At 74.7% G+C, this 24,744-nt stretch carries 26 protein-coding genes and 1 pseudogene; 7 read left to right on the top strand and 20 right to left on the bottom strand.

Features of this window, described 5'->3' with window-relative positions:
• Positions 1–25 precede the first annotated feature (25 nt).
• The 10 genes from ABD990_RS01915 to ABD990_RS01960 all read right to left on the bottom strand — a co-directional run bounded on the left by ABD990_RS01915 (position 26) and on the right by ABD990_RS01960 (position 11,428).
• Positions 26–1,618, bottom strand: coding sequence for a multicopper oxidase family protein (locus ABD990_RS01915; RefSeq protein WP_345377869.1), 1,593 nt, complete (start codon positions 1,616–1,618; stop codon positions 26–28).
• Positions 1,615–2,067: a hypothetical protein gene (locus ABD990_RS01920; RefSeq protein WP_345377871.1), complete on the bottom strand. Its 453-nt coding sequence runs from the start codon at positions 2,065–2,067 to the stop codon at positions 1,615–1,617. The genes ABD990_RS01915 and ABD990_RS01920 overlap by 4 nt, the downstream gene beginning before the upstream one ends.
• 89 nt (positions 2,068–2,156) lie before the next feature.
• Positions 2,157–2,969: an MOSC domain-containing protein gene (locus ABD990_RS01925; protein ID WP_345377872.1), complete on the bottom strand. Its 813-nt coding sequence runs from the start codon at positions 2,967–2,969 to the stop codon at positions 2,157–2,159.
• Positions 2,970–2,982: 13 nt separating this feature from the next.
• Positions 2,983–3,915: an ABC transporter substrate-binding protein gene (locus ABD990_RS01930; RefSeq protein ID WP_345377873.1), complete on the bottom strand. Its 933-nt coding sequence runs from the start codon at positions 3,913–3,915 to the stop codon at positions 2,983–2,985.
• Positions 3,912–4,664 carry an ABC transporter permease gene (locus ABD990_RS01935; RefSeq protein WP_345377874.1) on the bottom strand — a complete coding sequence of 251 codons (753 nt, stop codon included), beginning with the start codon at positions 4,662–4,664 and terminating at the stop codon, positions 3,912–3,914. Before ABD990_RS01935 ends, ABD990_RS01930 begins: the two co-directional genes overlap by 4 nt.
• Positions 4,661–5,311: an ABC transporter permease gene (locus ABD990_RS01940; protein WP_345377875.1), complete on the bottom strand. Its 651-nt coding sequence runs from the start codon at positions 5,309–5,311 to the stop codon at positions 4,661–4,663. Before ABD990_RS01940 ends, ABD990_RS01935 begins: the two co-directional genes overlap by 4 nt.
• On the bottom strand, positions 5,311–6,381 hold the full coding sequence (locus tag ABD990_RS01945) for an ABC transporter ATP-binding protein (RefSeq protein ID WP_345377876.1): 1,071 nt from the start codon (positions 6,379–6,381) through the stop codon (positions 5,311–5,313). The genes ABD990_RS01940 and ABD990_RS01945 overlap by 1 nt, the downstream gene beginning before the upstream one ends.
• 131 nt (positions 6,382–6,512) lie before the next feature.
• Positions 6,513–9,395: a putative bifunctional diguanylate cyclase/phosphodiesterase gene (locus ABD990_RS01950; protein ID WP_345377877.1), complete on the bottom strand. Its 2,883-nt coding sequence runs from the start codon at positions 9,393–9,395 to the stop codon at positions 6,513–6,515.
• Positions 9,396–9,583: 188 nt separating this feature from the next.
• A complete protein-coding gene (locus ABD990_RS01955; RefSeq protein ID WP_345377878.1) occupies positions 9,584–10,798 on the bottom strand; it encodes an NAD(P)-dependent malic enzyme in 1,215 nt (404 codons plus the stop codon).
• Positions 10,799–10,969: 171 nt separating this feature from the next.
• On the bottom strand, positions 10,970–11,428 hold the full coding sequence (locus tag ABD990_RS01960; protein ID WP_345377880.1) for a S26 family signal peptidase: 459 nt from the start codon (positions 11,426–11,428) through the stop codon (positions 10,970–10,972).
• Between ABD990_RS01960 and sodN the strand changes: the two genes are divergently transcribed.
• Both sodN and ABD990_RS01970 read left to right on the top strand, forming a co-directional pair.
• Positions 11,381–11,794 (top strand): superoxide dismutase, Ni, encoded by a 414-nt coding sequence (sodN, locus tag ABD990_RS01965; protein WP_345377881.1) that lies wholly within the window; start codon positions 11,381–11,383, stop codon positions 11,792–11,794. The two genes, ABD990_RS01960 and sodN, sit on opposite strands and share 48 nt — an antisense overlap.
• Before the next feature lie 179 nt (positions 11,795–11,973).
• A complete protein-coding gene (locus tag ABD990_RS01970) occupies positions 11,974–12,591 on the top strand; it encodes a hypothetical protein (RefSeq protein ID WP_345377883.1) in 618 nt (205 codons plus the stop codon).
• Position 12,592: 1 nt separating this feature from the next.
• On the opposite strand, the pseudogene ABD990_RS34270 reads toward ABD990_RS01970, so the two are convergent.
• The 3 genes and pseudogenes from ABD990_RS34270 to ABD990_RS01980 all read right to left on the bottom strand — a co-directional run.
• Positions 12,593–12,760, bottom strand: a pseudogene (locus ABD990_RS34270) (globin domain-containing protein); the annotation flags it as partial.
• A gap of 95 nt (positions 12,761–12,855) precedes the next feature.
• Positions 12,856–13,434: a helix-turn-helix domain-containing protein gene (locus ABD990_RS01975; RefSeq protein WP_345377884.1), complete on the bottom strand. Its 579-nt coding sequence runs from the start codon at positions 13,432–13,434 to the stop codon at positions 12,856–12,858.
• A 49-nt stretch (positions 13,435–13,483) separates the two neighbouring features.
• A complete protein-coding gene (locus tag ABD990_RS01980) occupies positions 13,484–15,151 on the bottom strand; it encodes a CocE/NonD family hydrolase (RefSeq protein ID WP_345377885.1) in 1,668 nt (555 codons plus the stop codon).
• Positions 15,152–15,275: 124 nt separating this feature from the next.
• Here ABD990_RS01980 and ABD990_RS01985 point away from each other — a divergent pair, with 124 nt between their 5' ends.
• Positions 15,276–15,677, top strand: a complete 402-nt coding sequence (locus ABD990_RS01985; protein ID WP_345377886.1) for a hypothetical protein — start codon at positions 15,276–15,278, stop codon at positions 15,675–15,677.
• Between the two features lie 39 nt (positions 15,678–15,716).
• Here ABD990_RS01985 and ABD990_RS01990 read toward each other — a convergent pair whose 3' ends face one another.
• Positions 15,717–16,745: an AraC family transcriptional regulator gene (locus ABD990_RS01990; RefSeq protein ID WP_345377888.1), complete on the bottom strand. Its 1,029-nt coding sequence runs from the start codon at positions 16,743–16,745 to the stop codon at positions 15,717–15,719.
• A gap of 97 nt (positions 16,746–16,842) precedes the next feature.
• Here ABD990_RS01990 and ABD990_RS01995 point away from each other — a divergent pair, with 97 nt between their 5' ends.
• The gene (locus tag ABD990_RS01995; protein ID WP_345377889.1) at positions 16,843–18,294 is read left to right on the top strand and encodes a flavin-containing monooxygenase; all 1,452 of its coding nucleotides are present in this window, start codon (positions 16,843–16,845) and stop codon (positions 18,292–18,294) included.
• The gene (locus ABD990_RS02000; RefSeq protein WP_345377890.1) at positions 18,294–19,148 is read left to right on the top strand and encodes an SDR family NAD(P)-dependent oxidoreductase; all 855 of its coding nucleotides are present in this window, start codon (positions 18,294–18,296) and stop codon (positions 19,146–19,148) included. The genes ABD990_RS01995 and ABD990_RS02000 overlap by 1 nt, the downstream gene beginning before the upstream one ends.
• 12 nt (positions 19,149–19,160) lie before the next feature.
• Here ABD990_RS02000 and ABD990_RS02005 read toward each other — a convergent pair whose 3' ends face one another.
• From ABD990_RS02005 to ABD990_RS02020, 4 genes are all read right to left on the bottom strand, one after another.
• Positions 19,161–19,643 (bottom strand): SRPBCC family protein, encoded by a 483-nt coding sequence (locus ABD990_RS02005; protein ID WP_345377891.1) that lies wholly within the window; start codon positions 19,641–19,643, stop codon positions 19,161–19,163.
• Positions 19,621–19,977 carry an ArsR/SmtB family transcription factor gene (locus ABD990_RS02010; RefSeq protein ID WP_345377893.1) on the bottom strand — a complete coding sequence of 119 codons (357 nt, stop codon included), beginning with the start codon at positions 19,975–19,977 and terminating at the stop codon, positions 19,621–19,623. Before ABD990_RS02010 ends, ABD990_RS02005 begins: the two co-directional genes overlap by 23 nt.
• Before the next feature lie 68 nt (positions 19,978–20,045).
• The gene (locus tag ABD990_RS02015; RefSeq protein WP_345377894.1) at positions 20,046–21,203 is read right to left on the bottom strand and encodes a globin domain-containing protein; all 1,158 of its coding nucleotides are present in this window, start codon (positions 21,201–21,203) and stop codon (positions 20,046–20,048) included.
• 528 nt (positions 21,204–21,731) lie between these two features.
• Positions 21,732–22,352 (bottom strand): carboxymuconolactone decarboxylase family protein, encoded by a 621-nt coding sequence (locus ABD990_RS02020; protein WP_345377895.1) that lies wholly within the window; start codon positions 22,350–22,352, stop codon positions 21,732–21,734.
• Between the two features lie 128 nt (positions 22,353–22,480).
• Here ABD990_RS02020 and ABD990_RS02025 point away from each other — a divergent pair, with 128 nt between their 5' ends.
• Positions 22,481–23,068 (top strand): acid phosphatase, encoded by a 588-nt coding sequence (locus tag ABD990_RS02025; RefSeq protein ID WP_345377896.1) that lies wholly within the window; start codon positions 22,481–22,483, stop codon positions 23,066–23,068.
• Between the two features lie 8 nt (positions 23,069–23,076).
• On the opposite strand, the gene ABD990_RS02030 is transcribed toward ABD990_RS02025, so the two are convergent.
• A complete protein-coding gene (locus ABD990_RS02030; RefSeq protein ID WP_345377897.1) occupies positions 23,077–23,709 on the bottom strand; it encodes a L,D-transpeptidase in 633 nt (210 codons plus the stop codon).
• 109 nt (positions 23,710–23,818) lie between these two features.
• On the opposite strand from ABD990_RS02030, the gene ABD990_RS02035 reads away from it, so the two are divergent.
• Positions 23,819–24,307 carry a GNAT family N-acetyltransferase gene (locus ABD990_RS02035; protein WP_345377898.1) on the top strand — a complete coding sequence of 163 codons (489 nt, stop codon included), beginning with the start codon at positions 23,819–23,821 and terminating at the stop codon, positions 24,305–24,307.
• On the opposite strand, the gene ABD990_RS02040 is transcribed toward ABD990_RS02035, so the two are convergent.
• Positions 24,293–24,730 carry a hypothetical protein gene (locus tag ABD990_RS02040; RefSeq protein ID WP_345377900.1) on the bottom strand — a complete coding sequence of 146 codons (438 nt, stop codon included), beginning with the start codon at positions 24,728–24,730 and terminating at the stop codon, positions 24,293–24,295. The genes ABD990_RS02035 and ABD990_RS02040 overlap by 15 nt on opposite strands.
• Positions 24,731–24,744 lie beyond the last annotated feature (14 nt).

Consider the following 24,744-nt stretch of genomic DNA (forward strand, 5'->3'; position numbering starts at 1 on the left):
GCCGGCGTGACCCGGGCCGGGCGGCTCACGCTCCGTTGGCGACCGTCCTGATCGTCGCCATCATCGCCATGTCCTCGTGCTCCAGGTTGTGGCAGTGCAGCACGAACCGGCCCGCGTGGTCGGTGAACCGCACCGCGACGTCCACGATCTCCCCCGGCCGCAGGTCCACCGTGTCCTTCCACCCGGCGTCGGACGGCCCGGGCCCGCGGCCGCCGCGTGCCAGAACCTGCACGGGGTCGAGGTGCAGGTGCACGGGATGGTGGACGTCCGTGCGGAAGCGCCAGGTCTCCGTCGCGCCGAGCGGGACGTCGGCCAGCGGGACGTCCGGGTCGAAGGACCGGTCGTTGATCGTCCAGCCGGCGTGGTCGGCGACGGCGCCGCGGCGGAACACGAACTCCCGGCGCACGGGTCCGGGCACCAGGGGCTCGATCTCCGACAGCACGGCCGGGACGGCACTGTCGTCGCGCGTGGCGCGGACCACCCGGAACCGCAGCACGTCCCGCGTCGACCCGGTGCCCAGCAGGTTGACGACCGTGACCTCGGTGTCGACCGGGACCCGCCCGAGGTCGACGACGACGTCGCACCGCTCCCCCGGCGCGAGCTCGACGGTCGGCCGCTCGACGGGTGCGGCGAGCAGGCCGCCGTCCGAGCCGATCTGCGTGACGGGCAGGTCGGGGCCGCCCGCGACCTGGAAGGCGAGGGCGAAGCGGCGGGCGTTCGCGCCGTTGAGGATCCGCAGCCGGTGCCGGACGGCGTCGACCTCGGCGACCGGCCACGGTGCCCCGTTCACCAGCACGACGTCGCCCAGCACGCCCTCCGTCCACCCGGCCTCCACCCCCGGGACGCGCCGCAGGCTGCGGTCGAGGGACGGGTAGGCGAACTGCCCGTCGGCGTCGAAGGACCGGTCGCAGAGCACCAGCGGGATCTCGCGGTCCCCGCGGGGCAGCGGCAGGGCGTCCTCCTCCGGGTCGCGCACCAGGTGCAGCCCGAGCAGCCCGCGGTAGACGGCCGGGCCGGTGAAGTCCATGCGGTGGTCGTGGTACCAGAGCGTGGCCGCGCGCTGGGTCATCGGGTAGTGGTGGTCGCGGGTGCCCACGGCCAGGTCGCCGGGCATGCCGTGGTGCCCGGGCGGGCCGCCGCCGACGGGGAGCAGCAGGTCGAGCGGCCAGCCGTCGGAGTCGGCCGGGGTGTGGCCGCCGTGCAGGTGCGTGACGGTGGGGACCAGCAGCTCGTTGCGGTGCCGGACGACGACGGGCCGGCCGGTCCGCGTCTCCAGGGTCGGCCCGGGGAGGGTGCCGTCGTAGCCCCAGATCGTGGTGCGGACGCCCGGCAGGATCTCGACGTCGGCGGCACGCTGGGTGATCTCGTAGAGGTCCGCGGCGGTGCCGTCCGGGAGGGTGACGGTGCCGGTCGGGCGGGCCGTGTGCGGACGCGGCAGCGGGACCCGGTAGGGCGCGGGCAGCGGTCGCGCGCTGAGCAGGGCCTCGCCGGTCTGGCCGGGTGGGGTGTCGAGCCCCAGGGCGCCGCAGCCGGGGAGTACGGTGGTGCCCGCGGCCGTGGCGAGCGCGCCGAGGAAGCCGCGGCGGGTGAGGTGGGGGCCGCGCGGTCCCCGCCTCATCGCCGGCCCCGGCGGGCCGCGGGCGCCCAGACCCAGGCGGCGAGCAGGACCGACACCGTCACGACCAGCACCCCGAGCGGGACGTGCAGGCCGAGCTGCCGGGCGTACCCGAACCCGACCTGCAGCCCCTCGGCGAAGAACAGCGCCACGGTCGCGGGCAGCACCCACCAGCGCCCGCGACCGGCCAGGACGTAGGCCGCGGCCCCGGCGATCAGCACCAGCCCGACCGCGGCCAGCGCCGACCCGACGGCCCCGTGCACCGCGATCGCGTCGACGTCGCCGGACAGGTACAGCCCGGCCAGCAGCGGCTGCCCCAGCACCGCCAGCACGTGCACGGTCAGCAGCACCCGCAAGGTCCAGAGCGTCCACGGGGCGACGCGCGGCCGGCGGACGCCGGGCAGGCGCACGGGACCCGGTGCCTGCGCCGGGCCGGGGAGGATGGTGTCCACGCCCCGGACGCTAGGAATCCGGCGCACCCGCCGGATCCGGGACGAACCCCGGCCCCTCCCTGAGCGGGCCGGTCAGGGTCTCGGGGTGGCTACTCCCCCACCCGCACCTCGTCCCCGGTCCGCACCGTCCCGCCCGTCACGACCTCGGCGTACACCCCCGCACACGGGAGCAGGCCGAAGCCGGGGACCTCGACCCGGTGGGCGAGGAGGGGGCGGACGGCGTCGGGGGCGCGGCCGAACGCGCCGTGCTCCAGCGTGGGCACGGAGCACCGCGGGGTGGACAGCGTCGCGCGCAGCCGCACCTCGCCGAGGGTGATCTCCTGCCCCGGCCAGTCGTTCTCGGCGAAGGCCGGATAGCCCTCGGGCGTCCGGATCACGACGTTGGGCCGGTACCGGATCGCCTCCGCCGCCTCGAACCCGATGGCCGCGAGCGTGGCGGTGGTGATCAGGTGCACCGGGGAGTGGTCGACGAACGCGCCGCCCGGGGTGCCCTGCGCGATCTCGAGGATCGCGTAGTCCACCTCGGCGTCGACGCCCTCGGCGAGCACGTCGACCGGGTCCGGGCGCTCGACCTCCGCACCCTCGGGTCGCTCGCCGGCCATCCGGACCCGCCGCCCGAGCAGCGCGGACAGCTCCTCGTCCGCCGCGCGGGCGTCCACGGAGCGCCCGTCCGGCAAGGTGACCCGCACGCCGTCGGACGACGTGGCGGAGCGGCACTGCAGCAGCTGCCGCCAGCGCCGCGGGTGCTTGGCCGTGGCCACCCGGCCGGTCTCCTCGTCGAGGAGCGCGAACCGCCGGTCCCCGGCGACGCCGAGCGGGCCGACCGCGATCTCCTCGACCGGCTCGCCCAGCATCGACTTGACCGGGTAGCGGTACAGCGCGGCGACGCTGCCTGCCGTCATCCCTCGAGCCTCCCTACAGCCCCTGCTGCGCGAGCCAGTTCTTGGCGACCGTGCCCACGTCCGGCTTGTCCGCGCCCGCCAGGGTGCGGTTGAGCTCGATGAGGCCCTCGGTCGTCAGCTTGGCCTGGACCGCGTTGAGCGCCTGCTTCACGGTGTCGGTCGCCTTGGTCGAGTTGATCAGCGGCACGACGTTCTGCGCGGCGAAGTTGTTGTCCGGGTCCCCGAGCACCACGAACCCGTTCTCCTCGATGGTGGGGTCGGTGGTGAACAGGTCCGCGGCCTGGACGGTGCCGTCCTTCAACGCCGCCACGGTGAGCGGGCCCCCGGTGTCCAGCGACTTGAACTCCTTGAACTTCAGTCCGTAGGTCTTCTCCAGGCCGGGGATGCCGTCCGGCCGGGTCTGGAACTCCGACGGTCCGCCGAAGGAGGCCTGCCCGGCGATCGGCGCCAGGTCGCCGATGTTCTTCAGGTTGTTCTGCTGCGCGAACGGCCCGGTGACGACGACGGCGTCCTTGTTCTCGGCGGAGGCCTTGTCGAGCACCGTGAGCGGAGCCGGGACGGCCTTCTGCAGGGCCGCGTACACGGCGTCGGACTCGGTCTCGGTGGCGTTCTTGTTGATGTACTGCAGCAGCACGCCGGTGTAGTCCGGGATGAGGTCGATGGACCCGTCCGTGAGCGCGGGGAAGTAGACCTCGCGGCTGCCGATGTTGAAGGTGCGCTCGACCTTCACGCCCTTGGCCTCGAGGGTCTGGGCGTAGATCTCGGCGAGCACCTGGTTCTCCGGGAAGTCCGCGGACCCGATGCGCACGGTGTCCGCCGCGGCCGGGGCCTGACTGTTCCCGGAGGCCAGCGGGTCGTTCGAGCCCCCGCCGCCACCGCAGGCGGCGAGCCCGAGGACCAGGGCCGCGCCGGCGGCGACGAGGGTGAGGGGACGGGAGAGTTTCACGGTTCGGCTCCTGCGGGCTCTCGGACGGGAACGGGATCGGGGTCGGCGGGCGCGGGGGCGGGACGCCCGACGGTGGCGGTGGGCGAGCGGCGGCCGCCGCCGCGCAGCCCGGGTGAGACGACGGCGCGCTGCAGCAGCGCGAGCAGCCCCTCGACGACGAGCGCGAGGACGGCCACCAGAACCGCCCCGGCCGCCATCTGCGGGTAGTCGCGGGTGCGCAGCCCGTCGATCAGGAAGCGGCCGAGGCCGCCGAAGCTGACGTACGCGGCGACGGCGGCGGTCGCGATGACCTGCAGTGCGGCGCTGCGCAGGCCGCCGAGGATCAGCGGCAGGGCGTTGGGCAGCTCGACCTTGAACAGCACCTGCGGCTCGCGCATGCCCATCCCGCGGGCCGCGTCGACCGCACCCGGGTCGACGTTGCGCACGCCGGAGTAGGTGCCGGCGAGCAGCGGCGGGATCGCGAGCACCGCGAGCGCGAGGGTGACCGGCAGCAGCCCGATGCCCATCAGCAGCACCAGCAGGGTGAGCAGGCCGAGCTCGGGCAGCGCGCGCAGGCCGTTGGCCGTGCCGACGACGAGGAACCCGCCGCGGCGCCCGTGCCCGACGAGCGCGCCGATCGGCAGCGCCACGACCGCGCCGAGCGCCAGCGCCAGGACCGAGTACCAGAGGTGCTCGCCGAGCCGGGCCGGGATGCCGGCCGATCCGCTCCAGTGCGCGGGGTCGGTGAGCCAGGAGAACAGGGCGTTCACGCGGTCGCCCCCACCCGGGTCCAGGGCGTGCTGATCCGCCCGATGAGCACGAGCAGCCCGTCGACGACCAGCGCCAGCAGCAGGATCAGCACGATGCCGGTGAGGATCTCGAGCGGGAAGTCCCGCTGGTAGCCGTCCGTGAACAGCTGCCCGAGCCCGCCGACGCCGATCAGCGCGCCGACCGAGACCAGGCTGATGTTCGACACGGCGGCGACCCGCAGTCCCGCGATCAGCACCGGCACCGCCAGCGGCAGCTCGACCGACACGAACCGCCGCCCGGGCCGGTACCCCATCGCCGTGGCCGCGGCGACCACCAGGGACGGGACGGCCGCGAGCGCGTCGGCCACCGAGCGGACGAGCAGGGCCACGGTGTAGATCGTGAGCGCGACCACGACGTTGAGCGGGTCGAGGATCCGGGTGCCGATGATCGCCGGCAGCACGATGAACAGCGCCAGCGACGGGATGGTGTACAGCACGCTGGCCGCGGGCACGAGCACGGCGCGGAGCACGCGGTTGCCGGCGGCGGCCCAGCCGATCGGCACGGCGAGGACCAGCCCGATCAGCACGGGGACCAGCGCCAGGACCACGTGCTCGACCAGCAGCCCGCCCAGCATGCCGAGGTTGCGCGGGATCCACTCCCAGGCCATCAGGCCGCCTCGTCCGCCCGCGAGGCGGCGAGCGCGCGCAGCACGTCGTCGGCGCTCAGCGCGCCCGCGACCCGGCCCTCGCCGTCGACCGCGACCCCGCGGCCGGACGGCGAGGAGAGCGCCGCGTCGAGCGCGCTGCGCAACGAGCCCGACCCGACCTCGTAGAGCGACCCGCCGGGCACGAGGGCCGACTCCTCGACCGTCCCGTCGCCGTGCACCCAGCCGAGCGGGCGGCCCTCGGCGTCGACGACCAGCGTCCAGCCCTCGGGCGCCCGGTCGCCCACGCGCACGGCCGGCAGCTCGGTGAGGGGCAGCTCGTCCGACAGGAAGCCCAGCTTGCGATAGCCGCGGTCGCGGCCGACGAACCCGTCGACGAACCCGTCCGCCGGACGGTCCAGCAGCACGCCCGGCTCGTCGTACTGGGCGAGGATCCCGCCGGTGCGGAACACCGCGACCTTGTCCCCGAGCTTCACGGCCTCGTCGATGTCGTGGGTGACGAACACGATCGTCTTGCCCAGGTCGCCCTGCAGCCGCAGCAGCTCCTCCTGCAGGCTCTCCCGCACCACCGGGTCGACCGCGCTGAACGGCTCGTCCATCAGCAGCACGGGCGGGTCCGCGGCCAGCGCCCGGGCCACGCCGACGCGCTGCTGCTGGCCGCCGGACAGCTGGGCGGGGTACCGCTCGGCCATCTCCGGCGCGAGGCCCACGACCTCCATCAGCTCGGCCGCCCGGCCCCGCGCCTTGCGCCTCGACCAGCCGAGCAGCAGCGGGACGGTCGCGATGTTGTCCCGGATCGTCTTGTGCGGGAACAGCCCCGCCTGCTGGATCACGTAGCCGATGCCGCGGCGCAGCTCGGCCGCGTCCCCGGACATCACGTCCCGCCCGTCGACGGTGACGGTGCCCTCGGTCGGCGTGATCATCCTGTTGATCATCCGCAGGGAGGTGGTCTTGCCGCACCCGGAGGGGCCGACGAAGACGGTCACCTTCCCGGCCTCCACGGTCAGGTCCAGCCCGTCGACCGCGACGGTCCCGTCCGGGAACCGCTTCGTCACGCCGCGGAACTCGATCACGCGGGGTTTCCCCTCGTCCCGGCGGCCGCCCTCCGGCCGCCATGGTGGTGCGAGGCTATCCGGGAGCACCGACGGGAGCGAGCCGGATGACCAAGTGTGATCGGCTCGCGACCCGTCCGGTCATTCGCCGGTCAGGCTCCCACCGACCGGGCGGGGGTCGGCAGCCGGCCGACGGCGAGCACCCGGTGGAGGTCCTCCGCCGGGAGCGGCCGGGCGAACAGCCAGCCCTGGTAGGCGTCGACGCCGAGGCCGCGCAGCACGTGGAACTGCTCGGCCGTCTCGACCCCCTCGGCGACGGTGGTCCGGCCCATCGCGCGGGCCATGTCGACGACCGCCCGGGCGACCGCGAAGTCCGCCGGGTCCGTGCCGACCCCGGTGACGAACGCCCGGTCCACCTTGACCGTCTGGGTGGGCAGCTCCTTGAGCCGGGCCAGCGAGGAGTAGCCGGTGCCGAAGTCGTCGACGGCGAACCGGACCCCGCGCGCGGTCAGCCCGGCCATCACCTCCCGCGCGGCCCGCGGCAGGGCGACCAGGCTGGTCTCCACCAGCTCCAGGATCAGCCGGTCCCACGGCAGGCCCGAGCCCGACACGATCCGGGTCACCTCGTCGAGGAACCCGGGCTCGCTCGGCAGCAGGCCGGCGAGGTTCACGGCCACCGCGGCCCGGCCGGGCCAGGACGCGGCCTCGTTCACCGCGGTCCGCAGCACCCAGAGGTCCAGCTCGCGCAGCATCCCCGCGCGCTCGGCGACCGGCAGGAACTCCCCCGGCGGGATCATCCCGCGCTCCGGGTGCGGCCAGCGGACCAGCGCCTCCGCCGAGACGACCGACCCGTCCGGCCCGACGACGGGCTGGTAGTGCAGCGTCAGCCGGTCCTCGGCCAGCGCCGCGCGCAGCTCGCCCTCCACCTCCAGCTGCCGGTCGGCCGACCCCACCACGGCCGGCGACGCGGTGGCGAACCCGCCCCGGTCCGTGCGCTTGGCCTCGTGCATCGCGACCTCGGCGTACCGCAGCAGGTCAGCGGCCTCGACGGCACCGTCGGGCCGGGCGTCCGGGGTCGCGACGCCGACGGTCGCGGTGACCTGCACCGGCCGCCCCTGCACGCTCAGCGTGCCACCCATCAACCCGGCGACCGTGCGGGCCAGGGCCTCGGGCCCGCCGACCAGGGCGTGGTCCGCGCACAGGACGACGAACTCGTCCCCGGACAGCCGCGCGGGCGTGCAGCCGACCGGGAGCTCCCGGCGCAGCCGCGACGCCGTCGCGACGAGCAGCTCGTCCCCGGCCTCGTGGCCGAGCGCGGAGTTGACCCGGGCGAAGTCGTCGAGGTCGCCGCAGACCACCGCCACCCGGTCCCCGTCGGGCCCGGCGAGCAGCCCGGCGACGAGGTCGAGCGCGGCCGCCCGGTTCGGCAGCCGGGTCAGCGGGTCGACGGCGGTGCTGCCGTCGCGCCGCGGGGCCGGCCCGGCCTCGGTGGCCACGACCAGCCAGAACGGGTCGCCGTCGTCCGAGGTCGAGGCGGTGACGGCGAGCGCGACGGTCACCCGGGAGCCGTCGCCGCGCAGCAGCGTGACGCCGGAGAGCCGGTAACCGTGCCCGCCGCCGGTCGGGATGCGGCGCAGCCAGCCGGGCAGCGCGGCGGGCGCGGCGTCCGGCTGCGGCACGGCGTCCGCGGTCAGGTCGAGCGCGGTACGGCCGCGCAGCTCCTCGAGCGGCCGGCCGAGGAGCGCGCAGAAGGACTCGTTGGCGTCGGCGAGCCGGCCGGCGGCGTCGAACAGCCCGACCCCGTCGGGCACCGTGGACAGCAGGTCCGCGAACCGGCGTGCGGAGTGCCGGCCGCCCTCGGCGAGCCGCTGCGCGGTGACGTCCCGGACCATTCCGGCGAGCCGCACGGGCACCCCGTCCGGACCGCGCTCGACGCCGGCACGGCAGCTCAGCACCCGGTCGTCGGGCAGCCGCAGCTCGACGTGGTGGTCGGTCGGACCCGACCCGGTCCGCAACGCCCGGCACAGCGCCGCCACCTGCTCGCCCTCGACCGGCCCGTGCGGGCCGTCGGGCACCACGCCGACGTCCCGGTAGAGCTCCTCGAGCGAGGGGCTGCGCCGGAAGGAGGCCGTGGCCAGGTCGAACGTCCAGGTGCCGACCCGGGCGAGGCGCTCCAGCTCGGCGGTCCAACGCCGGTCGCCGCGCTCCCGCTCGCCCAGCTCCACGAGGACGACGGTGTGCAGGTCCCCGGGCAGGTCCCAGCGGACCACCCGCACCCGGACCGCGCCGCCGTCGGCGCGCAGCAGCCGGGCGTCCGCGTCCGGCCCGGTGAGCAGCCGGCCCAGCCGCAGGCCCGACGGGCCGCTCACGGGGTGCCCGGCGAGCTGGAGGAAGGCGTCGTTGGCACGCAGGATCCGGTCGGCGCCGTCGCACACCACCGCGGGCGCCGCGGGGAGCGGCACGAGCTCGAGGTGCTCCCCGAGGAGCGTCGACGGCGGGAGGCCGGTCGACGGGACGGCCGACGGCGGGAGGGCGCCGAACGCCGCCGCCCGCACGGCGGGCGGGACCGAGGGCACCCCGTCGGGATCGGTCCGCTCGGACTCGGCCGGGAGCGCGTGCGGGCCGCTGACCTGCTCCGGCGGGGCGACGAGCCGGACCGCGCCGGGATCGGGGCGCAGCTCGGGCTCGGCCTGCTCCTCGCGCTCCGACACGCCGGCGAGACCGAGCGAGCCCGACGCCGGGCGCCGGGTCTGGCCCGGCACCTGGCCGCCCGAGGGCGCGGAGATCGCCCGCGCGAGGCGGTTCGCGAAGCGGGCCTGCTCGGGGCGCGGCGGGACGTTCCCCGCCCGCCGGAGATCGGCCCGCCGCACCGGGACCGGGACGTCGCCCGTCCCCGTCGCGTCCGACCCGCCGAGCCCGTCGGGACCCTCGTCGCCGAGGAGGTCCTCCTCGATCGGGTCCGCGACGCCCCCGTCCGGCACGCCCGACCGGGCAGGTTCGTCCGTCGCGTCGCCGCGCCCCCCGAAGCCGCTCACCGTGCCCCCCGCGTGCTCGCCGTGTCCCGGGGCCAGTGGGCCCCGTCACGGAGCACAACGAGCGACTGCTCCACTCGATCCGGGCACGCCGCTCGAACGGGCTACCTCGCCCCGCGTGAGTTACCGCACGTCGAGGCACGCTCCGTGATCAACTCAGCCGACCGACGGAAGAGCGCCAGGTAGGGGACCTACCGCTGGTCACCCTCCGTCACACCCGCCGCCGGATCGCGGCGCGCGGCCCCGGCGACGGCCGCCGCCACCTCGGGCGCGACGCGCGGATCGAAGGGGCTGGGGACGATCCGGTCGACCGCGAGGTCGTCGGCGGCGACGGAGAAGATGGCGTTCGCCGCGGCCAGCTTCATCGACTCGGTGATCCGGCGGGCGCCGGCGTCGAGCGCGCCGCGGAACACCCCGGGGAAGGCCAGCACGTTGTTGATCTGGTTCGGGAAGTCGCTGCGCCCGGTGGCAACCACCGCGGCGTACCGGGCGGCGATCTCCGGGTGCACCTCCGGGTCCGGGTTCGACAGCGCGAACACGAACGGGTCCGGCGCCATGGTGGCCAGGAGCTCCTCGGGCAGGGTGGCACTGGAGAGCCCGACGAACACGTCCGCCCCGCGCAGGGCCTCGGCCAGGCCGCCGGTGACCCTGCGCGGGTTGGTCCCGGCGGCGAGCTCGGCCTTGATCCCGCCGCGGGCGGCGTCGATCACCCCGCGCGAGTCGAGCACCACGACGTCCGTGGCCCCGGCCGCGACCAGGATCCGTGCGCAGGCCACGCCCGCGGCCCCGGCGCCGGAGACCACGACCCGCAGCGACGACAGCGGACGGACGGTGGCGGCGCAGGCCCCCTGCAGTGCGGCCAGCAGCACGATCGCGGTGCCGTGCTGGTCGTCGTGCATGACGGGGCAGTCCAGCGCCTCGACCAGCCGGCGCTCCAGCTCGAAGCAGCGCGGCGCGGCGACGTCCTCGAGGTTGACCGCGCCGAAGCTCGGGCGCAGCCGGACCAGGGTCTCGACGATCTCCTCGACGTCCGTGGTGTCGAGCACCAGCGGGATCGAGTCCAGCCCGCCGAAGGTCTTGAACAGCGCGGACTTGCCCTCCATCACCGGCAGCGACGCGCGCGGACCGATGTCGCCCAGGCCGAGGACGGCGGTGCCGTCGCTGACCACCGCGACCAGCCGGTCGGTCCAGGTGTAGCGGCGGGCCAGCGCGGGCTCGGCGGCGATCGCGCGGCTGACCTCGGCCACACCCGGAGTGTAGGCGACGGCCAGGTCGCGGGCGTCGCGCAGCGGTGCGGACAGCCCGGTGGCCAGCTTGCCGCCCTCGTGCGAGGCGAAGATCTCCTCGCGGGTGGGGGCGGTGGTGGACAGGTCCGAGGACAGGGTGCGCTCCGGGGAGACGGTCATGGCAGGACTCCGGGACGGGTGCGGTGGTGGACGCTCACGCGTCCCTACTCGCCGTGCACCGGGGGCAGGTCTCGCCGGATCGGTGCCGGACGGCCCCCTCGCCACGGCCCCGCGGGATGCGGCGGGGCGATGCGAGGGATCGGCTGTCGGGTACTGGCTGACGACCGTACCTCAGAGCCGCCGGGGACGGGGCCACAACCGCCGCGTGACGACGGCCACGACCTCGGCCGGGCCGAGCGTGCGGGAGTCCGTGGAGCCGAAGGGGTTGTCGCCCTCCACCCACCACAGCGTGCCCACCGGCCGCACCGCGCGCTTCACCGAGAGCAGCTCGGGACGGGCGGGCCAGCGCACCAGCACCACGTCACCCGGCCGGGCGATCCGGCCGAACCGGGCCAGCACGACGTCGTCGTCGGACAGGGTGGTGGACATGGAGGGCCCGCGGACGGTCACCGCGCGCCACCCGCGGGGATGGCGTGTGACGTGCGTACGGAACACCGTGTCCACCACACCTTCCGGCCTGCTGGCACCCCGCCCCGGGAGTAGGGTCGGGCACGCCAGAACGATCACCACCAGGGAGGACCCATGCGGCTGTCCCGCATTCTCCGCCCGCGGCTGGAGGCCACCGCGCACTGCGACCTCCCCTGCGGCGTGTACGACCCGGCCCAGGCGCGCATCGAGGCCGAGTCCGTCAAGGCCATCCAGGAGAAGTACCAGGGCAACGAGGACCCGGCGTTCCGGGAGCGGGCGCTCCAGATCAAGGAGCAGCGCTCCGACCTCGTGAAGCACCACCTCTGGGTGCTGTGGACGGACTACTTCAAGCCGCCGCACTTCGAGAAGTACCCGGAGCTGCACGAGCTGTTCAACAAGGCCACCAAGAAGGCAGGCGGCGGCCCCGGCGGCACCAAGGCCTCGGTCGACCCGAAGGACGGCCAGGAGCTGCTGGACTACATCGCCCAGATCGACAAGATCTTCTGGGAGACCAAGCAGGCCGCCTGAGCCGCGCCCTCGACAGCGGCGCCGACGCGCGGGGAATCTCGCCCCGTGGTCGGCGCCGCTTCTCGTCGTGGGGTGGTTCGCACGACCCGAGGAGAGTGCCCTGCCGGGCCGTCGGGACCCGGTGACCGCACCGGGCCCGAGTGCGCCCGGTCCCTGGCGCCCAGGGCTAGGTTCAGGTCGTGAGGCTCTGGCGTCGCCGCCCGCGCGAGGTCGACCTGTACCTCCCGATGAGGCGTATCGAGCACCTGTTCGTCGCTCCGCAGCTCGACCCGTTCGCGCCGGAGCTGGCGGACTACGACCCACGACCCGGCCTCGAGCGGATGGTGCGGGCGGTTCAACAGGCCAGGCGGAGGGCCACGCTGAGGGTCACCGTCGGGTTGCCGGCCGACGTCATCACGCCCGGCCTCGAGGAGCGCGCCCGGGCCGCCCTGTCGCGGGAGTGCCACCACCGGATCATCACGCTGGAGGACGACCTCGACGGCGTCCGGCGGCTCGGGATCCGCACGCTCCTGTGGGGGCTGCTCGCCGTGCTGTTCATCAACGGAGCGGTCGGCGCCCTCGGGACCACCGAACCGGGCTCGGTCGAGGACGCCCTGTCGACCGGACTGCAGACGGTCGCCTGGGTGGTCCTGTGGGTCCCGATCAACCTGCTGATCTACGACCTGTGGTACTACCGCCGCGACCGGCGCGCCTACCGCAGGCTGCGGGATCTCGCCCTCCGGGTGGCCCCCCTGCGCGGAGTGGAGGCCGACCCGGGCTCCGACACACCCGCGGGGGGCGCCGAGCGTCGGGAGTGAGCGCGATGAAGCTGCGCTGGTGGGCCGCGAGGCGCTTCATGTCCACGTCGTCGAGGTAGCCGACGAGCTCGGGGTCGCCGAGCACGCGCTCGTTGAACCGCTCGACGGCGGCGGCGACCGCGTCCGCGCCGCCGATTGACTCGTAGATGGTGGTTCGGGGAGAAGCCACGTGCGCGTTCTACGGACCAGCGGTTGCGCCCGGATGACGCAGCGGGCAGACCGCCGCACCGACTTCTCACGTCGCGGGAAACCTGCCCGTGAGGATCAGCGGCCGGCCCGGGCGCGGACGTGGGCGCGCTCGCCCTGCGTCCCGAACAGCGACAACAGCTCGACGGGCCGCTCGTCGGCGCTGCCGAACCAGTGCGGCACGTGCGTGTCGAACTCCGCCGCCTCGCCGGGCTTCAGCACCAGGTCCCGGTCGCCGAGCACCAGCCGCAGCCGCCCGTCGAGCACGTAGAGCCACTCGTAGCCCTCGTGCGTGCGCAGGTCGGGCTCCTCGTCGCGGCCGGGCGGGCAGATCATCTTGAACGCCTGCAGCCCGCCCGCCCGGCGGGTGAGCGGCACGAAGGTGCGGCCGAAGCGGTGCACCGGCTTGAGGTGCACCCGCGGGTCGCCCGTCTGCGGCGCGCCGACCAGCTCGTCGAGCGGCACGCCGTGGGCCCGCGCCAGCGGGAGCAGCAGCTCCAGGTTGGGCCGCCGACCGCCGCTCTCCAGCCGGGAGAGCGTGCTCTCCGAGATGCCGGTCTCGGCGGACAGCTCGGCCAGGGTCATCTGCCGGTGCGCGCGCAGCGCGCGGAGCCGGGGGCCGACCCCGGCCAGCACCGCCTCCAGCTCGTCGTCCATCCGACCAGCATGCCGGATCGGCACGGGAGCATGCCAGTCCGGCAGGAGATCAGCCGAGGACCGGCAGGACGATCCGGGACGGGTGGTCGGCGTCGTGCAGCACCTCGACGGCGCCCGGCTTGCCCCGGGTCGCGGCGCCGAACGGCTCGCCGGTGCCGACGTTGCGGGCGAACCGCGGGAAGGCGCCGCCGGCCACCTGCACCCGCAGCCGGTGCCCCGCCCGGAAGCGGTAGGCCGTGGGGAACAGCTCGATCGCGACGGCGAGCACCCCGTCCTCCCCCGCCGTGACGTCCGGGGCGGGCACGGTCCGCGGGTCCAGCCGCCGGATGCCGTCGACGACGTTGCGGGACACCCCGCGCTCGTCGACGTCGCAGACCCGCACGAAGACGTCGGCGTGGTCCAGCTCCGGCCGGACGTGCACGTGTGCGGTGACCGGCCCGACCACGTCGACGTCGGCGGGCAGCGGGTCACCGGTGAAGACGAGGACGTCCGGGCGCGCCTCGACCGGGGCCTGGTCCACCTGCTCGCCCGGCGGCTGCAGGAGCGGCCCGCCGACGCTCGGCGTGGGGTCGGCGGGGTCGTAGACGTAGGTGCTCACGCCCGTGCCCGGCTCCTCCCCCAGCCCGCCCCCGGCCTGCAGGTGCACCGCGCGGGAGGTCGCGGGCGGCGGCCACTCCTCGAACTCCAGCCACTGGTCGGCCTGCATGAGGTAGAGCCGCACGGGCGCGCCCTCGGGTTCCGGGCCGCCGCGCAGCTGGTGGTCCAGCCACGCGACGTCCGTCCGCAGGCTGGTCCGGACCTCCTCGAGGGCCCCGTGCAGCCACGGCCCGACGACGACCCGCGCCGGCACCCCGGCCGCGCGCAGCGCCCGGTAGTCCCGCATCTGCTCCGCGACGAACAGGTCCCACCAGCCGGTGACCATGCTGACCGGGGGCATGCCCGCGAGCGAGCCCGGGCCCGTGCGGTCGAACGCCGGCGACTCGCCGTAGGTGGCGTCCCAGTAGCCGTCGCCCGGCTCGGCGTGCTCGACGAAGTCCCGCCAGTAGGGCACGGGGGCCCCGGCGACCTCCACGTCGGCGGCCTGCAGCGGGACCCGGCGCAGGGCCCGGCGCAGCCTCGCCGCCCGGATCGGGTGCGGCAGCAGCGGGATCCCTCCGCGCTCCTGGGTGCCGATCATCGCGGTCCAGGCGAGCGCGTTGAGCAGGGCCGGCGCGCCCTGCGCGTAGAAGGTGTCCGTCATGCGGGCCGCGGTGATGTGCGGTGACATCGCGGCGAGCGGCGGGTCCGCGTACGGCGCGACGGCCCACTGCGTGTAGCCGAGGTAGCTGCCACCGGTCGTCGCGATGCGACCGTCGCACCAGGGCTGGGCGCGCAGCCAGTCCAGCATGGCCAGGCCGTCCTCGCGCTCGCGGGTGAAGGGCCGGAAGTGCCCGCCGGAGCCGAACGTGCCGCGGGTGCTCTGCAGGACGACCTGGAAGCCGCGGCGGGCCAGCGGCGCGGCGAACACGGGGCCGGTCGAGCGCGGGTCGTACGGGGTGCGGATCAGCACCACGGGGAGGGGTCCGTCGGCGCGGGTGGGCCGGTACCGGGTGCCGACGAGGACGGTGCCGTCCGGCAGGGGGACGTCGATCCGGGTGCGGTCGTACGGGACGGGCGGGGAGGTCAGGCCGAGGGCTCGGTCGGCCAGCGACCCGGCGGCGCGCAGCAGGGGGTGCACCTCCCCGAGGTTAGACACGCTCGGCCGGCGCGCCGTCCGACCGGTGCGGCGGCGGGCCCGCGGGTCTACCGTGGACCACCCGGCACGTGCCCGGACGGCAGCGATCGACGGCGAGGACGGCGACATGGACGCTCGACGCCCCGGCAGCGTCACCCTGGTGGTCGTGCTCACCTGGATCTCGGCGGTCCTCGCCGTGCTGGGCGGGCTGCTGCTGATCGTCGCCGGGAGCGTGACCGCCGGGGCCGCGGGGCTGACGCCGGGGGTGCTCGTCGGGATCGGCGTGGCCTACGTGATCCTCGGCCTGATCACCGGCGCGGTCGCCTCCCGGCTGGGGCGCGGCGGCAACGGCGCCCGGCTGCTGGTGTCGGTCCTCGTGGTGCTGCAGATCGCGGGCGGCATCGCCGCGATCAGCACGGTCGGCACCGGCTCCACGCTCACCCAGGCGCTGGTCAGCATCCTCGTCGGGATCGTGATCCTGCTGCTGCTCTGGAACGCCCGCGCCAACGCCTTCTTCGCGTCCCACTGACCCGTGAGCGGCGGCTGCCCCTCTGGCGGCAGTTGCCGTTCACGACCCCGTCCGGCCTGCGCGGAGCCGGCTGGGCGTGGTGTCGAACCAGCGCCGCACCGCGCGGGTGAGCCCGGACTGCGCCGCGAGCCCGAGCATCGCGGTCACCTGCACGAACGGCAGATCGGTCGTGGTGATGAGCCGGTGCGCGGCGTCGCGGCGCACCTCGTCGAGCACCCGTCCGAAGGTGGTGCCCTCCGCGGCGAGGTGCCGCTGCAGGGTGCGCGGGTGCAGCCGCAGCAGCCGCGCGACGTCGCCGACCTGCGGCGGTGCGGACCCCAGCGAGCGGGCCAGCGTGCCCCGCACCCGTCCGGCGACGGTCTGGCCGGGCTCGGTGAAGTGGCTCTCCAGGTAGTCCAGCGCGAGGGTGCGCAGCAGGCGGTCGCCCCCGGCCACCGGCGCCGCGGTGAGCGCCGCCGGCAGCCGCAGGACGGCGGCGGGCCGCTCGAATCGGACGTCCGCGCCGAAGAACTCGGTGTACCGCGTCACCGGGACGAGTGGCGGATGGGCCAGGTGCGCCGATCTCAGCCCGTACGGGCCGCCGTGCAGGAGCAGGATGATCCGGTGCAGCAGCCCCAGCCCGAGGTCCGCGGCCTGCGGCGGCAGCGGCAGGGGCTCGGCGGTCCCGTCGACCGCCGCGCCGTAGCGCACCGCGAGCACCCCGCGCACCTCCTCCGGGTCCGGGACCTGGGCGATCGACAGCGCCGGGCTGTGCACGAACAGGAAGCGCGACGCGCTGTCCAGGGCCTCGCCGAGGGTCCGCGCGTTCTCGATCGCGACGGCGAGCGGGCCGAGCACCCCGGCGTCCTGCCGCTCGGCGAGCAGCAGCCCGAGGTCCGGCCGCTCGAGCTCGACCGCGGCGGTCTCCAGGAGGAGACCCGCGCTGCGCACGCCGATCACGGCGTCGTCGCTCGCCACGGCCTCGCGGGTCACGCCGAACCGGGCGAGCAACCCGGCGGAGTCGCCGCCCAGCGCGTCGACCAGCGCGGGGAGGCCGCGCAACGACGCGGCACGCACCACGGGACCCATGTCGCGCGAGGATAAATCATTGTCGCGCAGGGGTAAGCGCACGCCCGCGCCGCCCGACCACACTGGGACCGGTCACCAGCATCGAAGGGGAGCTGACATGAACGAGACCGACGTGCTGATCGTCGGCGCCGGCCTCTCCGGCATCGGCGCCGCCTACCGGCTGCAGCAGGACCGCCCGCACGACTCCTACGCGATCCTCGAGCAGCGCGACGCCATGGGCGGCACCTGGGACCTGTTCCGCTACCCGGGCGTGCGGTCCGACTCGGACATGTTCACCCTGAGCTACCCGTTCCGGCCGTGGCGCGGCGAGAAGTCGATGGCGGACGGCGAGAGCATCCGCACCTACATCCGCGACACCGCGCGCGAGGCCGGTATCGACCGGCACATCCACTACGGCACCACGGTGCAGAGCGCCTCCTGGTCGTCGGACGACGCCCGGTGGACGGTCACGACCTCCCGTGGCACCTGGACCTGCAGGTTCCTCTACCTCTGCGCCGGCTACTACTCCTACGAGAGCGGCTACCAGCCGGACTTCCCCGGCCTCGCGGACTACGCCGGCACCTTCGTGCACCCGCAGGCCTGGCCCGAGGACCTGGACCACACCGGCAAGCGGGTGGTCGTGATCGGCAGCGGTGCCACCGCCGTCACCCTCGTCCCGGCGATGGCGGAGAAGGCCGCGCACGTCACCATGCTGCAGCGCTCGCCGTCCTACCTGACCGCGCTGCCGCTCGAGGACAAGCTCGCCGACACGCTGCGCCGCCGGCTGCCCGCCGGGCTCGCGCACAAGCTCGTCCGGGCCAAGAACATCGCCGTCACCCAGGGCTTCTACCAGCTCGCCCGACGCCGGCCCGAGGCCGTGAAGAAGGTCCTGCGCGGGATCGCCCTGCGGTTCCTCGACGAGCAGGCCGTCGACGAGCACTTCACGCCGCGCTACGAGCCGTGGGACCAGCGCCTGTGCGTGGTGCCGGGCGGCGACTTCTACCGGTCCGTCCGCGACGGCTCGGCGTCCGTGGTGACCGACCACATCGACCGGTTCACCGAGAAGGGGATCCTGCTGAAGTCCGGGCAGGAGCTGGAGGCGGACGTCGTGGTCTCCGCGACCGGGCTGCGCATGCTCCCGCTCGGCGGCCTGGAGCTGAGCGTCGACGGCGCGCCGGTGGCGGTGGGCGACACGTTCTCCTACCGCGGCCTGATGCTCTCCGGGGTGCCGAACCTGGCCTACTGCATCGGCTACACGAACGCCTCGTGGACGCTGCGGGCCGACCTGTCCTCCCGGTACGTCTGCCGGCTGCTCAACCACATGGAGAAGCACGGCTACGCGGCGGCCGCCCCGACCGCGCCGGCCTCGGCCGAGCGCCGCCCGCTGCTCGACCTGACCTCGGGCTACGTCCGGCGCTCGATCGACGCCTTCCCGAGCCAGGGCACCACCGAGCCGTGGCGGGTGCAGCAGAACTACGTCGCCGACGCCCTGAAGATGTCGCGCGCCGACCTCACCCGCGACATGCGCTTCACCCCCGCGACCGCCCGGACCCTGCAGGAGGCCTCCTGATGCGCACGACCCGGACGACACTGCAGCCCTACCGCTTTGCCGGCAACACCGCCGTCCTGACCGGGGCGGCGAGCGGTATCGGCGAGCAGCTCGCCTACGGCCTCGGCGACCGCGGCAGCGACCTGGTCCTGGTCGACCGGGACGCCGCCGGGCTCGAGGCCGTCGCCGGCAAGATCCGCGGCGCGCACCCGGACCTGACGGTCGGGACGCACGTCGCCGACCTGGCCGACCGGGCCGCGACGATCTCGCTCGCCGAGCGGATCGCCGCGGACCACCCGCGGATCGGCCTGCTGGTCAACAACGCCGGCGTGGCCCTCGGCGGCCGCTTCCGCCAGCTCACGCTCGACGAGTTCGAGTGGGTCATGGACATCAACTTCCGGGCGCCGGTGATCCTCACCCACCACCTGCTGCCCGCCCTGACCGCGACGCCGGGCGGGCACCTGGTCAACGTGTCCAGCCTCTACGGGCTGATCGGGCCGGCCGGGCAGTCGGCGTACTCGTCGAGCAAGTTCGCGATCCGCGGGTTCTCCGAGGTGCTGCGGCACGAGCTGGTCGAGACCGGCACCGGCGTGACCCAGGTCCACCCGGGCGGGATCCGCACGAACGTGGCCTCGAGCGCCCGGATCGGTTCCGGCGTCGACCCGGCGGAGATCGCGCAGCACCAGGCCGCGTTCGCCAAGCTGCTGAGCTACCCGCCGGAGAAGGCCGCCGCGGAGATCCTCGAGGGCGTCGAGAAGCGCAGGACCCGCGTCCTCATCGCCTCCAGCGCGAAGGTGCCGGACCTCCTGGCCCGCCTGATGCCCGGCTCCTACGGCCCCGTCCTCGAGAAGCTGACGGCCCTGCTGGCCCGCTAGAGCGAGACGGCGTCAGAGCGAGACGGCGACGTCCTCGAGGGCGTCGAGCGAGGTCTGCATGCCGCCCTCCATCCCGGACTGGATGTGGGCGTCCCGGTGCTCCTTGTTCTGGTGCTGCACCAGCATCGTGAGCGTCGTGCGCCCGCCGGACTCGACGAAGTCGAGGGTGTTCACGGCGTAGGCGTCCGGAACGGCCTCGTACACCTCGGTGGTGACGATCCGCTCGGCCGGCGCCAGCTCGCGGTACTCGCCGTGGAAGGCGACCTCGAACCCTTCGTTCGCCTCCATCACCCAGCGCCAGCCCCCGCCGACCCGCAGGTCGATCTCGGCCGAGGTCACCGTGCCCATCGAGCCCGCCCACCAGCGCTTCACCAGCTCGGGCTCGGTCCAGGCGCGGTAGACGGCGGCCGCCGGCGCGGCGAACTCGCGCACGATCAGGATCTGGTCGTCGGCGGGCAGCGTGACGACGGCGCTACCCCTCGTGGTCGTTCCCATCGGTCCTCTCCCCCGTGAGCTCCTCCAGCACGGCGTCCAGCGCGCCGAACCGGTCCTCCCAGTGCCGCGCGAAGCCGGCCACCCAGTCGTGGATCGGCTTGAGCCCGCGGCCCTCCAGCCGGTAGAGCCGGCGCCGCCCGTCCTCCCGGACGGCCACCAGGCCCACCTCGTGCAGCACCTTCAGGTGCTTCGACACCTGTGGCTGGGCGAGGTGGAGCTCCACGACGAGGTCGCCCACGGAGCGCTCGCCCCTCGCGAGCACCTCGAGGATCTCCCTGCGCCGCTGCTCGGCCACCGCGGTGAACGCGTCGGTGGTGGTCGCCGCCCGTGCCACGCCCCAATCATATTCCCATATGGGAATACGTCAACCCCTCGTCGCGGACGGATCGAACACGGGAGGACTCAGTCGGCGACGAACGGGTCGTAGTGGATCTGCTCGGGCGCGGCGCCGGCGACCCGCAGCGCCCGCACCGTGGCGGTCAGCATCGCCGGCGAGCCGCTCACCACGATCTCGCAGTCGCCCCACGACCCGAACCCGGTGACGACGTCCGCGAGCCGCCCCACCAGCGGCCCGGGGTACGGCGGCTGCTCCTCGACGACGGGCACGACGTCGAGCCACGCGTTGCGGTAGGTCATCCGGCGCAGCTCGTCGAGCAGGTGGAGCGCGTCCCACGAGCGCGCCCCGTAGAACACCACCACCCGCTCGGGGCGCCCGCCCGCGCGCTCGAGCTGCTCGAGCAGGGCGCGGATCGGGGTGATGCCGGTGCCGCCGCCGATCATCAGCAGCTCCCGGCCGGGCCGGACGGCCCGGTCCAGCGCGCCCATCGGCGGTCCGAGCCGCCAGCGGTCCCCCGGCCGGGCGGAGGCGACGATGCCGCGGCTCACGCTGCCGTAGCCCAGCGCCCTGACGTGGAACTCCAGCACGCCGGACGGGTCCGGCGCGTTGGCCGGGGAGAGGTAGCGCCACAGCCGCGGGTGCTGCGGGGTCTCGACGCCGACGTACTGCCCCGCCCGGTACGGGATCGGGCCGTCCGGGCCCTCCACCTGTACCCGCAGGACCGCCGTGTCCCGGTCGACCCGCCGGTGGTCGACGACCACGCCCGGCCACCACGCGGGCCCGGGCTCGGCCTGCGCCGCCTTCTGCATCGTCCCGGCGAGGAAGGCGTAGGTGTACTCCCACGCCTCGGCGACCTCGGGGGTCCAGGCCTCGCCCGCGGTCTCGGCCAGCGCGGCGAGGAAGGCCTGCCCGACGACGGTGTAGTGCTCGTCCCGGACGTCGAACTTGCGGTGGTCGCGGCCGAGCTGGGCCAGGAAGGGCACCAGCGAGCCCGGGTCGTCCAGCCCGTCGACCAGATGCACCAGGGCCCGGCCGAAGCGGGCGTACTGGGTGGTCATCGACAGCGGGAACAGCGCGCGCAGGCCCGGGGCGTAGCCGAACAGGGTGCAGTAGAAGCGCGGGACGAACTCGTCGACGTCGAGCTCGAACTCCGCGGCACTGCGCCGGGCGCGCTCCAGGTGGGGCGCGAGCGATCCGGGCAGGGCGCGACTCTCCGTCGTCATCGCCGGAACCGGGGAGCCGCCACCACGGGCGGAAGCCTAGCCGCCGCCGCGGAACGGCCGAGCCCGGCCTGCCCTGTCCGGCGGCGGGCCGGGCTCAGGCCGCGCCGGGATACGCGGCTCCCGTCCTCGGGCGCGCCGGCCGGGCAGCATGATCGCCGATCGGGGAGCGGGACGGTCGGAAAACGACCCTGCCCGTCCCCGATGCGCGATCACGGTCGGAGAACGACCCCGCGGGTCCACGAACGGCGATCGTGAGCTTTCGCACCGCGGGCAGGGCGCAAGCACGCTCGTCCCTCACGGAGCAGGAACCGCGGTGAGCGCGGAAGCTGCTCCACACTCCGCGATCACGGGTCCGGCAGGTCTCGGTGAGCTGATGCGGTGCAGCACCGCGCGGGAGCGGCTCCTGCACCACGACACCGTCCCCACGGACAAGATCACCGGTCGAGGAGCGGGACGGTCCGAGATCGGCCCTGCCCGTCCACAGCCGACGATCACAACTCCGGCGACCGCGGCGCCTCGGCCCGGCCGTCAGACGCGGGCGGCGCGCAGGGCCGCGTTGCGCTCCTTGACGGCGACGTCCTTGTTGACCGGGTTCTGCGCCTGATCGGGCTCGGTGCAGCCGGCCTCGACGGCGATCCGGTTCATCGTGCCGAACATCCGGACGAGGTGGGCGAGCCGCAGCTCCGCCGCGTCGACGGGCTGCTGGTCGCCGCGCAGCAGGCCGAGCGTGGTGTCCACCCACAGCGCCTCGGACTGCATCCCCGCCTCGCGCAGCACCTCCTGCACGCGCCCGGCGAGCACTCGCGGCGACAGGCCGAGCCAGCCCTCGAGGGTCCGCGCGTCGAGCGGGAAGAGCCGGTCCCGGTCCCGCAGGTAGAGCAGCTCCAGGGCGTAGCCGTGTGCGTAGGCGCAGTAGTGGCAGCCGTTGTAGAGCGAGATGACCATGCCCGCCAGGTGCGTGCGCTGGTGGCCGAGGACCCGCAACGTGACGAGGAAGCGGGGGATGTTACCGGCGAACCAGCGCAACGCCCCGAGAGCACCCATCCGGGCGACGATGTGCGGGATCATCCGGGGCGCGAAGCCCCACATCGTGCGGCAACCCGCTTCGAGAACGCGGACCGTCGCGCGGTCGAGCACGCCTCCGGCCATCGTGGTTCTCCTAGCTCACTATCAGTGTTCGGATCATACCTCGCGGTGGCCGCCGCGCACAGCGCTCGTCGCCAGGTCGGGACGGAAGTGCTGCGTGATGTCCGCCGACGGGGCTAGCCTCCGGCGACGTGGGACGCGTCTTCCTCCTCCGGCACGGCGAGACCGAGTGGTCGGCCACGGGCCGGCACACCGGCCGGAGCGACATCCCGCTCACCGACCACGGTCGCGAGCTGGCCACGCAGGCCGGCCAGACCCTCGAGGCGCTGCGCCGCGGCGCCCCGCCACCCGTCCGCGTCGTCGTCAGCCCCCGCAGCCGCGCCCAGGAGACCGCGAAGCTCGCCGGCCTGCAGCCCGACGCGGTCGACGACCGGCTCGTCGAGTGGGACTACGGCGACTACGAGGGCCTGACGACGCCGCGGATCCGCGAGGAGGTGCCCGGCTGGACCGTGTGGACCCACCCCTGCCCCGGCGGCGAGACGGCCGAGCAGGTGGGCGCGCGGGCCGACGGCGTCCTCGCCGGGGTGCGGGAGCGGCTGCCCGAGGGCGACGTCGTGCTCGTCGGGCACGGTCACTTCAGCCGCGTGCTGATCGCGCGCTGGATCGGGCTGCCCGCCCAGGGCGGCGTGCACATCGCGATGGACGCGGCGGCGTGGGCCGTCCTCGGCGACGAGCGGGGCGTCCCGCGGCTCGACGCGGTGAACCTGCGCATCCCCTGAACCCCGTCCTAGTGGACCTGCACCTCGTCGCCGACCTGCAGGGTGTTGAAGAAGGCCACTGCGCCGTCGCGGGCGAGGTGCACGCAGCCGTAGGACGAGCTCTGCAGGCTGCCCTCGTGGAAGGCCACGCCGCCGTCGGCGAAGAACACCGAGAACGGCATGGGCGCGTGGTTGGGCATGTCGCTGACGTGGTTCTGGTCCTTCCACTGCACGTGGAAGGTGCCCACCGGCGTCGGGTCCGCCGCGTCGCCGGGCATCATCCGGACCGGGCCGCGGGTGACCCTGCCGCCGTCGAGCAGCCAGGCGCGGTGCGTGGCGAGGTCCACGCAGGCGTGCGCGGTCGCGGTGCAGGGGGTGCCGGCGACCGTGGCCGCCGGGCCGGTGTCGCCGCGCGGGGCCGCCTGGTCCGGTGCCTTCTGGGCCGGTGCCTTCTGGGCCGGTGCCTTCTGGGCCGGTGCCTTCTGGGCCGGTGCCTTCTGGGCCGGTGCCTTCTGGGCCGGTGCGTTCTGGACCGGTGCCGTCTGTACCGGCGCGGCCTGGGCGGGAGCGGCCACGAGCGCGCCGAGGCCGAGGACGGCGGCCGTCACCGATGCGGCACGCAGCCTGCCGGCCGGCGGTCGCTCCACGCTGTGTCTACCCACTCGTCACTCCTCGGTGCTCCTACCCCACACGAATGACGAGCGGGAGCAGGAAAGGTTGCTCCGTCCGCCGTAGAAGAGTGGGCCACTGAGCAGCGGATATCGTGCAGACGTGACGGAGCGGTGGACGAATCGGGTGCGGCGGGTCGAACCGGGCGACGTGCCGGCGGTGGTCGGTCTCGTGCGTGAGCTGGCCGAGTACGAGAAGGCCCTGGAGCAGTGCCTCCTGACGCCCGAGCAGCTGCGGACCGCGCTCTTCGGCGAGGCGCCGGCCCTCTTCGGGCACGTCGCGGAGGTCGACGGCGCGGTCGTCGGCTGCGCGCTCTGGTTCCTCAACTTCTCCACGTGGGAGGGCGTGCACGGGATCTACCTCGAGGACCTCTACGTGCAGCCCGCGCACCGCGGCTCCGGACTGGGCCGGGAGCTGCTCGCCGCCCTCGCCGCGACCTGCGTCGAACGCGGCTACGCGCGGCTGGAGTGGTCCGTGCTGGACTGGAACACGCCCTCGATAGGCTTCTACCGGTCCATCGGCGCGGTGCCGATGGAGGAGTGGACGACCTTCCGGCTCACCGGGGAGCCACTGGCCTCACTCGGAGCGTGAGCGCTCGTCCGCGCCGATCGACCAGCGCCGCGCGGGCTCGCTGACCAGCAGCAGGAAGGTCCCCACAACCAGCAGCAGGGCGACGACCCCGATCGCGAGCCGGCCCTCAGCGAGCTGGGAGTAGACGAACGGCACCAGCAGCAGCTGGGCGACGATCGAGGGCGTGCGGGCCCCGGGCCGGCCGCGCCACAGCAGAACCGCGAGGAACAGCAGCGCCGCCCCGAGCAGCACGAAGTACGAGGACTCGCCGAGCCGGGCGCCCAGGCCGCCCTCGGACGCCACCCCGAAGACGACGGCCGCGGCGAGGCCCACGAGCCCCTCCAGCGCCACGACGGCGGCCGCCGCGCGCACCTGGACCGGCGGCGCCCCTCGGGCGGGGCGACCCGCCTTCCCGCTCGGCTGCTGGCTCGGCTCGGACGTCACGACGACGAGGATAC

The sequence above is a fragment of the Pseudonocardia yuanmonensis genome (genome assembly GCF_039542425.1).
Lineage (GTDB): Bacteria > Actinomycetota > Actinomycetes > Mycobacteriales > Pseudonocardiaceae > Pseudonocardia > Pseudonocardia yuanmonensis.